A 12,287-nucleotide genomic window follows, 5' to 3' on the forward strand; every position below is an offset into this window, starting at 1 on the left:
TAAGAGAGAGGAGCGCTTTGCAGGATGATACCAGGACAATACCGCACGGCCCCAGGGGAAATCGAATTAAATGCCGGGCGCCTGACGAAGCAGCTAATCGTAGTCAATACTGGCGATAGACCCGTGCAGGTAGGCTCTCATTTTCATTTTTTTGAAGTGAATCGCGCACTGAAATTTGATCGCGAGGCAGCGTTTGGCATGCGGCTTCATATTGCAGCGGGGACAGCGGTACGTTTTGAGCCGGGCGAGGAGAAGCCGGTGACAGTTGTAGAGCTAGGCGGCGCGAAGCTGTCATATGGCTTGAACGGGCTAAGCCAAGGGAAGGCGGAGGCAGGCGCAATGTCCGAAGCCGTACGAGCGCGGCTCGCAGCTTGGGAGGGTGAAGGCGGATGACGAAGATGGATCGACGAAGCTATGCGGCAATGTTCGGACCTACGACCGGAGACGCGATTCGCCTGGCAGATACGGAGCTATGGGCACAGATCGAGCATGACTTTACCGTTTATGGCGACGAGTGCAAGTTCGGCGGAGGCAAGGTTATCCGAGATGGCATGGGGCAATCAAGCGGTGCCATGCGTGATGAAGGCGTGCTTGATACGCTCATCACCAACGCAGTTATCATTGATCATTCCGGCATTATAAAAGCGGATATCGGCATTAAAGACGGATATATCGTCGGCATCGGGAAGGCGGGCAATCCAGACATTATGGATGGCGTGCATCCGAATATGATCGTTGGCGCAAGCACCGAGGTAATCGCCGGAGAAGGCAAGATCGTAACGGCAGGAGCAATCGATTCGCATATTCATTTTATTTGCCCGCAGCAAATCGAGACGGCGCTCTCCTCTGGCGTGACCACGATGATTGGCGGCGGCACCGGCCCGGCAACGGGAACAAACGCTACGACCGTTACGCCGGGCGCTTGGCATATGAGGCGCATGCTGGAGGCGGCTGAGCATTTTCCAATGAATATCGGTTTCACGGGTAAAGGCAATGCCTCGTTTACCGCTCCGCTCATTGAGCAAATTGAAGCGGGAGCGATCGGGCTGAAGCTGCATGAGGATTGGGGCACGACACCAGCGGCGATCGATGCCTGCTTGCAAGCGGCGGACCAGTATGACATTCAGGTAGCCATTCATTCGGATACGTTAAACGAAGCGGGTTTTGTTGAAGATACCCTCGCAGCTATCGGTGGACGAACGATTCATACCTACCATACAGAGGGTGCGGGAGGCGGCCATGCGCCTGATATTATTATCGCCGCTGGCGAGCTGAACGTGCTTCCGTCGTCGACGAATCCGACGCGGCCTTTCACGATCAATACGATCGAGGAGCATTTGGATATGCTGATGGTTTGCCATCACCTCGACAGCAGCATCCCCGAGGATGTCGCGTTCGCTGATTCGCGGATTAGGCCGGAGACGATTGCCGCAGAGGATATTTTGCATGACATGGGCGTGTTCAGCATGATCAGCTCCGATTCGCAGGCGATGGGACGCGTTGGCGAGGTCATTATTCGGACTTGGCAAACCGCAGACAAAATGAAAAAACAACGTGGACCGCTATCGCCGGATAACGAGCAGCACGATAATTTCCGCATTAAACGCTACATTGCCAAATATACGATTAATCCGGCTATCACCCACGGTGTATCTCATCTGGTTGGCTCGCTGGAAGCGGGCAAGTACGCTGACCTTGTCATTTGGAATCCGATGTTTTTTGGCGTCAAGCCGGATCTTGTCCTGAAAGGGGGCAGCATCGCGTTTGCCCAGATGGGCGATCCGAACGCCTCGATCCCGACGCCGCAGCCGGTATTTGGCCGTCCCATGTTCGCTTCCTTCGGGAAGCTGGTGTACAGCAGCTCGATTACGTTCGTCTCTCAGGCTGCCTACGACCGCGGTATCGCGCAGGAATTGGGGCTTCAGAAACGAATCGAGCCGGTGAAAGGCTGCCGATCGGTAACGAAAAAAGATATGATCCACAATGATGCAACGCCTAAGCTCGAGGTGGACGCAGAAACCTACCATGTGCTGGTGGACGGCGAGCATGTGACCTGCGAGCCGGCTGAAGTGCTGCCTATGGCGCAGCGTTATTTCTTATTTTAACGAGGGGCAAAAGATAATGAAGGATCACGTAAGATGGCTGGCGATGCAGCAGCTGCTGGATTCGGCGCTGCCGATCGGCGGTTTCTCGCATTCGTTTGGCCTTGAGACGCTTGTTCAGGACGGCAGGATGAATCATACGAGCCAGCTTTATGCTTATGCATCCGCCATGCTGCTGCAAAGCTGGGCAACCTCGGATGCGATGATCATCAAGGCGGTTTACCGGGATGCGCCGCAAGCGGACTGGAAGCGACTATGGTCAGTCGAGCGGATCGTTCATTTGCAGAGAGCGGCATCGGAAACCCGCAGCGGCGTGGAGAAAATGGGGCGGCGCCTGCTGCAGCTCGCATCGGCTATCCATCCTCAGCTTAACTGGTCGCCGCTTTCCGAGGCGATGCGCGCAGGCCGTTGCTTTGCTTCCCACCCGCTTGCGCACGGCTATGCCTGCTGGCTGCTTGGCGTTTCGGAGGAGCAAGCGATTCAGGGCTATTTTTATACCTGTATCGTTACCTGCGTCAATAGCGCGCTTCGCCTTATGTCGATGGGACAGACGGAGGGGCAATCCTTAATTGCCAGGCTGACTCCCTTGACGGAGGAAGCGATGGAGATAACGAGGGAGCTTGAGCCAGAGGAGGCTTATTCCAATATGCCGATGGCGGAGCTCTCGATGATGCGCCATGAGCGTTTATATTCTCGGTTATTTATGTCTTAACTATATCAATTGGAGGAATGACAAATGTGCCAAGGACAAGGACATACGCATCAAGAATGGGAAAGCAAAGCGATTGACAGCTCAAGACCAATTAGAATCGGGATTGGCGGGCCGGTTGGCTCCGGCAAGACAGCGCTTGTTGAACGGCTTACGCGCGAGCTTCACACGAAATTCAGCGTTGCGGTTATTACGAACGATATTTATACGAAGGAAGATGCCCGTATATTGTTTAACACTGGCGTTCTGCCGGAGGAGCGCATTATTGGCGTAGAGACGGGCGGCTGTCCGCATACGGCGATTCGCGAGGATGCTTCGATGAATTTTGAAGCGATTGAAGAGCTGGAGCGCCGATTTGACCATTTGGATCTGATCTTTATCGAGAGCGGCGGCGATAACTTGGCCGCTGCATTCAGCCCGGAGCTTGTTGATCGTTTTATCTATATCATCGACGTAGCCCAAGGGGAAAAAATTCCGCGCAAAGGCGGTCCCGGCATTATGCGCTCGGACCTGCTCGTCATCAACAAGATCGATCTGGCTCCTTATGTGGGCGCAAGCCTTGAAGTGATGGAGGCGGATACGGTGAAAATGCGCGGCGACCGTCCCTTCGTCTTCTCGAATCTGTTCGGTGGGGACGGCGTTGATGAGATCGTAAGCTGGCTTACGCACGAGGTTGCTCACGCAAGAGGAACAGAGCATTCGCATGTGATTCAGCTCACGAGCATTCCTGCTGAGCACCGCCACTCCGCATCCTAATGGAGCGTACGCAAGTTGCCCTAACGGCAAAGGAACAAGGGAACTCTTCGGATATGAGAACGTCCGTGCTGCGCGCTTCCTTCGCTAGCTCGCGGGGGCAGACTTTCATCGAGAACAAGTTCCACACCGCCCCGATTAAAATAGCGAAGGCTTTCCCGCTGGAAGGTCAGCTTGGCGTCATCGTCATGGACGTATCGCCCGGCCTGCTGGACGGTGACAGATATGAACTCGAATGGACTGCCGCGGTTGCTGCCCATGCCATGATTACGAATCAATCATACACGAAGGTGCACCCAAGCACGTCAAGCAGGGGTTCCGCGATGCAGCAGACGTTTATCCTTGAGGAAAATGCGGTTATCGAGCATATGCCGGAGCCAGTCATGCTGTACAAGGACGCGGCGTTTCGGAATGAGACGGCGGTTCGTTTGAAGGAAGGCTCGGCGTGGCTGCAAGCCGAGGTGCTGTGCCCGGGACGGACGCTCCGCGGCGAGCGCTTCGATTACCGCGCATACAGCAATGCGCTGACGGTTCATTACGGCGAGGAGCTTATTTTCTCGCAGCGGCAGCGGATCGAACCGGCGAAGCAAACGATTTCCGCTCCCGGCTGCTGGGATGAGATGACCCACTGGGCCACCTTTTATATGTTCTCAGACCTAGTAAGAAGCGTGCATCTGGAGCAGCTTCAGGAGACGCTGGATAGCTGCGCGGCGCCTGACGGGCACAAGATCCTTGCAGGTGCGTCGATGACGCATCGGTTCGGGGTAGCGGTATCCGCCGCATCAACGGCGGCATGGCCGCTGCAGCAGCTGATGCAGGAGCTGTGGCGGACGGCGCGCAAAGGTTTGCTGGGCAAGCCGCCGCTGCGCTTTTTGCAAGGATAACGAAAAGAATAGAAATAAAATGGGTCTGCCAACGGCTGTTGGCAGACCTTTTTATGTTTATGCAGGTTCTTGCCTACACAAAATAAATATATTTCTTGGAACAATATTAGTTAATCTTATAAATGGACGTTATAATATGGACAGCAGAGAAAATAGAAATATGAGATGGGTTGGTGATCGATTGGAAGCTTCAAGTGCGGAAAGGCTGGAATTAATGAGACGTCTGGACGAATCCTTTCGTCAGGTGCGGAGACAAATTAATGCCGAATGGAACACCTACAACGTACATGGCTTAGGTATGACGCATGGAAGGATGCTTACGATTTTAGCGCAATCAGGCGCGCAGAAGGCGTCGGCACTGGCTGAGCAGCTCCTTATTACAAGCGGAGGCGTTACCGGAATAGCAGATCGGCTGATCGAGCTTGGTTATGTGAAGCGGGAGCGGGGCGAGAAGGACCGGCGCGTGGTCATGCTTGATATCACGGAGGCGGGGCTTGAAATCGTCAAGCTAATCGAAACGATTCGAATGAAGATGATGCATAGGCTGTTCGACGGGATGTCGATTGCGAATATGGAGCAGGGTTTATATATCTTCGAACATATGAGCAAAAATATGGAAACGGATGTTACGAATTCGTGACTATTTACATATTTCATTTTTAATCCTATTAAAACTAGTGTAAAATAAACTAGAAATTTGTCGAATGGAAATAGGTTGACAAATTCCGATAAAACAACTAGGATTAAAAGGAAATAATACATTCAACGTTTAGGGGAGATTTTGATGAAGAAGGCAATTGCTTTAGCGGTATCGTTATTTCTAATGGTCGCGATTGTTGCAGCTTGCGGATCTAACAAAAACGATGCAGGAAACGCAGCGAATAATGGCGCGGCGACAAATAATGCAGCGGGCGACAAAGCGGATAAGAAAAAAATCGCTCTCGTGCTTCCAGAAAAAATCGGCGTGAACAAGTTTTTCGTATTGATGGATGAAGGCTTCAAAAGAGCTGGCGAAGAGTTTGGCGCAGATGTCAAAACGATTGAATCTACTGATCCTGCCGCTTTCGAGCAAAATCTTCGCGCTACGGTAGCTGAAGATTATGACCTTATCATCACAGCAACGTTCCAAGCTGAGGATGCGCTTAAAAAAGTAGCTGCCGAAAATCCGGACAAGCCATTCGCAATCATTGATACCGTTGTTGATTTGCCGAACGTTCGCAGCGTAAACTTCCGCGAGCATGAAGCTTCCTACTTGATGGGAGCACTTGCTGGTCTTGCAACTAAAACAAACATCGTTGGTGCTGTCGTAGCTATGGACGCGCCACTGCTTAGCAAATATACTTCGGGCTTCGAGCAAGGCTTGAAAAGCACGAACCCAGACGCACAATTCCTAATCAACTATGTAGGAAGCTTCGCAGATCCGGTTAAAGGCAAAGAGCTCGCATTGCTTCAACAATCCAAAGGCGCAGACTTCATTGCCGGCATGGCAGCTGTAGGCGACAACGGCGTATTCGAAGCAGCGAAGGAAAAAGGCTTCTTCACTTCCGGCCAAGATACAGACCGTACGGATGAAGATCCAGAGCATATCGTTCTATCGCAATTAAAAGGTACAGATGCTGTTGCTTACGAAACGGTAAAATCATTCGTAGAAGGCAACTTCGCATACGGCATTGCCGACTACGGTTTGAAAGAAGACGGCGTAGGTCTTACATTCGTAACGAAAGAAAGCCAATCAGCGCTTAACCCGTTCATCGGCCAAGAGAATGTTGATAAAGTTAAAGCTATCGCTGAAGATATTAAATCTGGTAAAATCGTAGTAGTAAACCCGCTAGCTCAATAGGTTGATATGCCGGCTGCTATCCATGCAGCCGGTTTGCTTGTTGATTGGAAGCTTCCTCCATCTTGGAGGAAGTGGTTTTTTTTGTTTATACGGCAATGAAAGGAGAGGGCGTTTGTATGTTGCTTCAGATGGATAACATCACCAAGTCTTATGGAAGTGTAACCGCAAATAGCGGCGTTTCGTTTTCGCTCGGAAAAGGAGAAATTCATGCCTTGGTCGGTGAGAACGGTGCCGGGAAAACGACGCTGATGCGTATTTTATATGGCATGGAAAGCCCGACAAGCGGTGAGATCCGTTTGAACGGCAAGCCGGTTTCCTTTGTAAGTCCTGCTGATGCAATCAATCACAAGATCGGAATGGTTCACCAGCATTTCATGCTGTTCCCGACGTTTACGATCGCGGAAAACATTGTGATTGGCCGTGAGCCCTCCAAGGGAGTCGGCTTCGATCGGAAAGCTGCTGCCATAGAGACGGAAAGGCTTGGCAAGCTGTACGGCATGCCTGTAGATCCGTGGAAAAAGGTTGCGGATTGCTCTTTGGGCATGCAGCAGCGCGTTGAAATATTGAAGGTGCTCTATCAGGGAGCGGAAGTTATTATATTGGATGAGCCGACGGGCGTTTTAACGCCGCTCGAGGTGAAAGAGCTGCTAATTGCGATTAAAGCTTTAGCTGCTCAAGGAAAGAGCTTTGTATTAATCAGTCATAAGCTGCAGGAAATTATGGAAGTGGCGGATCGTGTAACGGTGCTTCGGGATGGCAAGGTCACGGGAACGCTTGATGCCAAGGACACGAATGTGGAAAGCTTGTCGCGGCTTATGGTTGGCCGGGATTTAGTGCATATATCGCGAAACGAGTCGTTCAGAGGAAAACCCGTCCTTGAAGTAGCGGAAGTGTCGATGAAGGGGACGAAGACGAAGCCGCTTCTGAGTGACATCAGCCTTCATGTCAATGAAGGCGAAATTGTTGGCATCGCAGGCATTTCGGGCAATGGCCAATCGGAGCTTATTCAGGCCATTTCTGGTCTAATGAAGCCGGATAACGGAATGATCAAGCTGCTAGGTCAAGACGTGACAGGCGCGCCGGTCGGGGCCATTCGCGAGCGCGGACTTGCCCATATTCCAGAGGATCGCTATCAATGGGGCGTTGCGAAGGATGCGACAGTTACCGAGAACGGCTTGATGGGCCATACGGGAAGCCATCAGAAGTATGGCATTTTAAATGGAACGAGCATTCGCCATATGATTGCGGAATGGGTAACGCGGTTCGGGATCAAAACCGGCTCGCTGTCTACAAAGGCTCAATTCTTGTCTGGCGGGAATCTTCAAAAGCTGATCGTGGCCCGGGAGCTTGCACAGAAGACTCCGTTTCTTATTGCAGCAGAGCCGACGCGGGGCGTCGATGTTGGCGCGATGGAAATCATTCATGGCGAGCTGCTTAAGAAACGTGACGAGAAGGGAGCCATTTTGCTCATTTCCTCGGAGCTTACAGAAATATTAAAGCTGTCGGATCGAATTTTGGTCATGTATGAGGGACGGATCGTAGGCGAGCTTGATGCCGACTCGGCAACGGAAGAGCAAATTAGTTTGTTAATGGCGGGAGGAAAAGCGGTTGGATAAGCTGTTACAATACGGACGTTCGCTGATGCAGCCGCTGCTTGCTGTCATCGTAGGCCTTGCAGCCGGAGCGATCGCCATCGTAATCGTCGGAGGCTCCGTCATGGAGACGTATGCGGAAATGTGGAAAGGCGCCTTCGGCAGCTTTTACTTTTTTACGAATACGCTAAGCAGGGCTACGCCAATTATTTTGATCGGACTTGGCGTAGCGCTTGCTTTCCGTGCCGGATTTTTTAATATGGGCTCGGAAGGGCAGATGGTGCTTGGGGCACTAAGCGCAGCTGTTACGGCGATCTATTTGCCAGGGCCAGGTTGGTTTAAGCTTGTCGCTGCCATTATAGCCGGAATTATTTCCGGGGGAATATGGTCGGCCTTCGCAGGCTGGCTGGACGCAAGATTCCGAATGAATTTACTTATCACGACATTATTGCTCAATTATATTGCTACGTTATTCGCGGGTTATATCGTCTCGTATCCACTTAAGGATCGAACAGGCTCTGCGGCTATGGCACAAACGGTTATGATTGACCAAAGCGTGTGGCTGCCTAAGCTCTTTAAAGGAATGAGCCTGCACGCAGGCTTCATTATTGCCGCGGTTGGAGCGATATTGCTGTTTCTGTTTATGCGTTATACGGTCAAAGGTTATGAAATTAGAATGTTAGGCGGCAATCCTCTGTTTGCTAGCTACGGCGGCGTGCAGCGGGGCAAAATGATGCTGCTGAGCATGTTCGTCAGCGGTGGATTCGCGGGACTCGCCGGCTCTGTTGAGGTGCTTGGCACGCAATACCGCTATTTGGATGGCGCATTAACGTCACCGGGATACGCGTGGTCAGGCATCATGGCGACGCTGCTTGCCGGATCACACCCGCTAGGCACAGCATTTGCGGCGATATTGCTCGCTGCGCTGCAGACTGGCGGAATGGGCATGGAGCGCAACACCGATGTGCCGCTTGAGGTGTCGAGCATCATTCAAGCCGTGCTCATTTTGTTCGTATCGGCCAAATTCACTTATTCGTTTATTAAACGCAAGAAGGCGAGGTCATAGTATGGATTTTTTATTGGATGTCTCGCTATACGCCTCGACGCTTCGTATGGTTACACCCATTCTTCTTGCAGCGCTCGGCGGCGCTATATGCGCGCGTGTCGGCCTGTTTAACGTAGGCTTAGAAGGTTTAGTGCTAATTGGCGCATTCTCGGCAATCGTGGGCAACCACTTTACGGGCAATGTTTTTGCAGCGGTACTGTTTGCGGTAATATGCTCGCTTATCTTTTCAACATTGTTTGGCTATATGAGCATCCATCTTAAAGCCAATGTTATCGTAGTTGGTATAGCGCTCAACTTCCTGGCGCTTGGACTGACGACCTTCTCGCTGCGTGCGATCTTTGATGTAAAAGGGGCATATTACAATAAGGATATGGTAGGCCTTCCAAAATGGGACATTCCGGTGCTAAAGGATATTCCATGGCTAGGAGATGTGTTGTCAGGCCATTCGCCGCTCGTCTATCTATCCGTTGTGCTCGTAATTGCCTTGCAGTGGTTCCTGTTCAAAACAGTCACAGGCTTTCGTTTGCTCGCAGCCGGCGATAATCCGACGGCGGCTAAGAGCCTTGGCATTAAGGTGTCCCGCATTCAGTATGGCGCCGTGCTCATGTGCGGCGTGTTATGCGGACTGGCAGGCGCACAGCTGTCGCTTGGCAATGTTACGATGTTTACGGAAGGCATGACTTCGGGCAGAGGGTTCATCGCACTCGTTGCCACGATGCTCGGCCAGTCCAATCCGATAGGCGTTGCGGCTTCGAGCTTGCTGTTTGGCTTTATGGACGCGCTCAGCATCAGGCTTCAAGGATTCGCTTTGCCAACGCATTTTACGATGATGCTGCCTTACATGGTTACGATTGCCGCAATGCTGTTCTTTAAGGACAAAGGTTATATGCAAGAAGCTCGTAAATCGAACGAAAGCTCACGCTAGTATCATATAAAACTCGGAGGTAAGCACCATGCACAAAAAAGCAGAGCGTCTGAAAAAAGTGACCGCGATCAGGCAGGCGGAGGTTGCTCCTGAGCTTGCCAGCCGTGTGCCGCCTGGTCAAACGTTGACGGAACGGTTTCCGATTTTGCATGAGGGAGATGTTCCTCTCTATGATATAAACGAGTGGTCGCTTCGGGTGTTTGGCGAAGTGGACGAGGAGCGCTCATTCAGCTTCGAGGAGCTTCTCGCGCTTCCTCAAACCAAAACCGTGTGCGACATTCACTGCGTTACGCGCTGGTCGAAGCTCGATACCGAGTGGGAAGGGATTAAGTTCAAGGACCTTTTGCCTCTGCTTGGCGTGAAGCCTGATGCCAAATATGTGATGATTCATGCGGACGAGGACTATGACACCAATGTGCCGCTTGAGGATTTGCTGCACGATAACATCTTGCTGGCACATCGTTATGACGGAGAGCCGTTGACCGATAAGCATGGCTGGCCGATGCGCCTGCTCGTTCCGCATTTGTATTTTTGGAAGAGCGCCAAATGGATTACAGGCATTGAGTTTATGAAAGAGGATCGAGAAGGCTTCTGGGAGCGCAATGGCTTCCACAACTACGCAGATCCATTCAAAGAGCAGCGGTTCACCAGCGAGGAGAACGCGATGCCTGAGGATGAATGGATGAAGAAGGAGTTTGATTAATACGATGTTGCCTATTCTACAAGTAAATCCAGAAGATTTGCCGGATTACGCCATTGTCTGCGGCGACCCGCGCCGTGCGGAGACGATTTCTAAGAAGCTTGCCAATGTAAAAGAGCTCGCGTTCGCCCGTGAATATCGGACGTTCGTAGGTGAATATGAAGGCGTACAGCTAGCGGTTGTTAGCCATGGAGTAGGCTCGCCGGGAGCGGCAGTTTGCTTTGAGGAGCTTATTCGCGGCGGCGTGAAGACGCTCATCCGGGTTGGAACAGCCGGTTCCTATTCGGCAGACCATCCTGCGGGAAGCCTTGTCGTTAGTACGGCGGCTGTACGGGCGGAAGGTCTTACGCATCAGCTTGTGCCTGCCGGCTTCCCTGCTGTAGCGGACAGCGAGGTTACGGCTGCGCTGTACGAATCAGCGCTTGAGAGCGAAGGCATCGTGAAAAAAGGGATCACCGTAACGCTTGACGTCTTTTTCTCAGGCGTAGTCGACATCCCGCATCGCGAGTATAAACAAGCTGGTGCGCTGGCTGTTGAGATGGAAATCGCAGCATTGTATGTCGTTGCGTCGCTGCGCGGAGCTCGTGCAGGCGCGATTTTGGCGCTGGACGGATACGCGGATTCGGATTTGGCGGGCGAGTATGATCCGCATACCGATGTTGTTGCGAAAGCAATCGAGCGGGAGATTGAAACAGCGCTTCGCGCTGTCGTTAAGCTTGCTTCTGCGTAACTAAAATGGCTGCTGGCTAGGAGGGGAACATCTCGTGAGCGGAACGCTGTTCAAGCGAGAGTGGTTAGTTGGGGATTTGCATCCGCATGTTTTTGCTTATTATTTTAAACAGTGGGCAGATTACACCATGACCTTTCATACGCATGATGCGATTGAAATTATGTATGTCATTTCCGGGTCATGCGGCATCGAGATTGAAGCGACCTCGGCTGCCGCAGCATGCGAGATGACGCTTAAGAAAGGCGAGTTTATCATTCTTGATGCGAATGTGCCGCATCGCCTTATCGTTGACGAACGCGGACCGTGCCGGATGCTTAACGTTGAATTTGATTTTAGGGAGCGCCCAGCGGCGTTCCCCTCTATGCGACAGCTTGCTTTGGAGGACGAATTTGTGGCCGAATTGATCACAGAGCCGTCCTCTTATTTGTTATTGCGCGATCCAAGCGAGGTCTATCAGGTGCTTAAGAGCCTGGTACTGGAGCTGGACAGCCGCGGCAAAAGCATTAACCTGAAGGCGGAGCTGCTGTTTGCGCAGCTGATCTTGGCCATTGCGCGCTTGCATGGCGAGTCTGGCGCGCAAGGGATCAATACGGTAGAGCTGTATGTCAAGCAAGCGATTGAATACATGCATCACAACTATGACCGAGACATTCAGGTGAAGGATATTGCAGCGGCAGTCAGCCTTCATCCCGGCTACTTGCACCGGATATTCCGAGCGCACTATGGCAAGACGTTAACCGGTTATTTAACGGAGCTGCGGATGGAGAAGGCCAAAATGCTGCTGCGTGAGACGGATGTGGCGATTGCAGATATTTGTGATTATGTGGGCGTAGGGAGCCGGCAATACTTTCATGCGATGTTCAAAAAATATACGAACCAGACGCCGATTGCTTACCGGAATGCGGTGGATACGCAAATTTTGGATAGCCGGGGATTAACGTTTGAATGATAAAAGTGACGATATCTGACAGCTAAAGAGTGAGTTG

13 protein-coding genes are annotated in these 12,287 nt (G+C 51.8%); all 13 read left to right on the top strand.

The genetic code is table 11. The features are described from left to right. Positions 1 to 24 precede the first annotated feature (24 nt). The 13 genes from A7975_RS19210 to A7975_RS19270 all read left to right on the top strand — a co-directional run bounded on the left by A7975_RS19210 (position 25) and on the right by A7975_RS19270 (position 12,250). Entirely contained in the window at positions 25 to 393 is a 369-nt protein-coding gene (locus tag A7975_RS19210; protein ID WP_053374853.1) for an urease subunit beta, read from the top strand. Next, complete coding sequence (gene ureC / locus A7975_RS19215) at positions 390 to 2,105, top strand: urease subunit alpha (protein WP_053374854.1); 1,716 nt, start codon at positions 390 to 392, stop codon at positions 2,103 to 2,105. The genes A7975_RS19210 and ureC overlap by 4 nt, the downstream gene beginning before the upstream one ends. 16 nt (positions 2,106 to 2,121) lie before the next feature. Beyond that, positions 2,122 to 2,814, top strand: a complete 693-nt coding sequence (locus A7975_RS19220) for an urease accessory protein UreF (RefSeq protein WP_065386153.1) — start codon at positions 2,122 to 2,124, stop codon at positions 2,812 to 2,814. A gap of 24 nt (positions 2,815 to 2,838) precedes the next feature. Then, a complete protein-coding gene (gene ureG / locus A7975_RS19225) occupies positions 2,839 to 3,567 on the top strand; it encodes an urease accessory protein UreG (RefSeq protein WP_053374856.1) in 729 nt (242 codons plus the stop codon). Between the two features lie 53 nt (positions 3,568 to 3,620). Then, positions 3,621 to 4,448, top strand: a complete 828-nt coding sequence (locus tag A7975_RS19230) for an urease accessory protein UreD (RefSeq protein ID WP_065386400.1) — start codon at positions 3,621 to 3,623, stop codon at positions 4,446 to 4,448. A 136-nt stretch (positions 4,449 to 4,584) separates the two neighbouring features. After that, positions 4,585 to 5,088 carry a MarR family winged helix-turn-helix transcriptional regulator gene (locus A7975_RS19235; RefSeq protein WP_197286075.1) on the top strand — a complete coding sequence of 168 codons (504 nt, stop codon included), beginning with the start codon at positions 4,585 to 4,587 and terminating at the stop codon, positions 5,086 to 5,088. Positions 5,089 to 5,232: 144 nt separating this feature from the next. Beyond that, positions 5,233 to 6,288 carry a BMP family lipoprotein gene (locus tag A7975_RS19240; protein ID WP_053374858.1) on the top strand — a complete coding sequence of 352 codons (1,056 nt, stop codon included), beginning with the start codon at positions 5,233 to 5,235 and terminating at the stop codon, positions 6,286 to 6,288. A 116-nt stretch (positions 6,289 to 6,404) separates the two neighbouring features. Then, complete coding sequence (locus tag A7975_RS19245; RefSeq protein WP_053374859.1) at positions 6,405 to 7,904, top strand: ABC transporter ATP-binding protein; 1,500 nt, start codon at positions 6,405 to 6,407, stop codon at positions 7,902 to 7,904. After that, positions 7,897 to 8,946, top strand: coding sequence for an ABC transporter permease (locus A7975_RS19250; protein ID WP_053374860.1), 1,050 nt, complete (start codon positions 7,897 to 7,899; stop codon positions 8,944 to 8,946). Before A7975_RS19245 ends, A7975_RS19250 begins: the two co-directional genes overlap by 8 nt. A gap of 1 nt (position 8,947) precedes the next feature. Next, complete coding sequence (locus A7975_RS19255; RefSeq protein WP_065386154.1) at positions 8,948 to 9,871, top strand: ABC transporter permease; 924 nt, start codon at positions 8,948 to 8,950, stop codon at positions 9,869 to 9,871. 28 nt (positions 9,872 to 9,899) lie between these two features. Continuing rightward, on the top strand, positions 9,900 to 10,574 hold the full coding sequence (locus tag A7975_RS19260) for a sulfite oxidase-like oxidoreductase (RefSeq protein ID WP_053374862.1): 675 nt from the start codon (positions 9,900 to 9,902) through the stop codon (positions 10,572 to 10,574). A 4-nt stretch (positions 10,575 to 10,578) separates the two neighbouring features. Continuing rightward, positions 10,579 to 11,301, top strand: coding sequence for a nucleoside phosphorylase (locus A7975_RS19265; protein ID WP_065386155.1), 723 nt, complete (start codon positions 10,579 to 10,581; stop codon positions 11,299 to 11,301). 34 nt (positions 11,302 to 11,335) lie between these two features. Then, the gene (locus tag A7975_RS19270) at positions 11,336 to 12,250 is read left to right on the top strand and encodes an AraC family transcriptional regulator (RefSeq protein ID WP_065386156.1); all 915 of its coding nucleotides are present in this window, start codon (positions 11,336 to 11,338) and stop codon (positions 12,248 to 12,250) included. Positions 12,251 to 12,287 lie beyond the last annotated feature (37 nt).

Source organism: Bacillus sp. FJAT-26390, from assembly GCF_001682865.1.
Taxonomy (GTDB): domain Bacteria; phylum Bacillota; class Bacilli; order Paenibacillales; family Paenibacillaceae; genus Pristimantibacillus.

Excerpts from the sequence above, each read along its gene's own strand:
- A7975_RS19210 (WP_053374853.1), top strand. The coding sequence starts at position 25 with ATGATACCAGGACAATACCGCACGGCCCCAGGGGAAATCGAATTAAAT.
- ureC (WP_053374854.1), top strand. The coding sequence starts at position 390 with ATGACGAAGATGGATCGACGAAGCTATGCGGCAATGTTCGGACCTACG.
- A7975_RS19220 (WP_065386153.1), top strand. The coding sequence starts at position 2,122 with ATGAAGGATCACGTAAGATGGCTGGCGATGCAGCAGCTGCTGGATTCG.
- ureG (WP_053374856.1), top strand. The coding sequence starts at position 2,839 with ATGTGCCAAGGACAAGGACATACGCATCAAGAATGGGAAAGCAAAGCG.
- A7975_RS19230 (WP_065386400.1), top strand. The coding sequence starts at position 3,621 with ATGAGAACGTCCGTGCTGCGCGCTTCCTTCGCTAGCTCGCGGGGGCAG.
- A7975_RS19235 (WP_197286075.1), top strand. The coding sequence starts at position 4,585 with ATGGACAGCAGAGAAAATAGAAATATGAGATGGGTTGGTGATCGATTG.
- A7975_RS19240 (WP_053374858.1), top strand. The coding sequence starts at position 5,233 with ATGAAGAAGGCAATTGCTTTAGCGGTATCGTTATTTCTAATGGTCGCG.
- A7975_RS19245 (WP_053374859.1), top strand. The coding sequence starts at position 6,405 with ATGTTGCTTCAGATGGATAACATCACCAAGTCTTATGGAAGTGTAACC.
- A7975_RS19255 (WP_065386154.1), top strand. The coding sequence starts at position 8,948 with ATGGATTTTTTATTGGATGTCTCGCTATACGCCTCGACGCTTCGTATG.
- A7975_RS19260 (WP_053374862.1), top strand. The coding sequence starts at position 9,900 with ATGCACAAAAAAGCAGAGCGTCTGAAAAAAGTGACCGCGATCAGGCAG.
- A7975_RS19265 (WP_065386155.1), top strand. The coding sequence starts at position 10,579 with ATGTTGCCTATTCTACAAGTAAATCCAGAAGATTTGCCGGATTACGCC.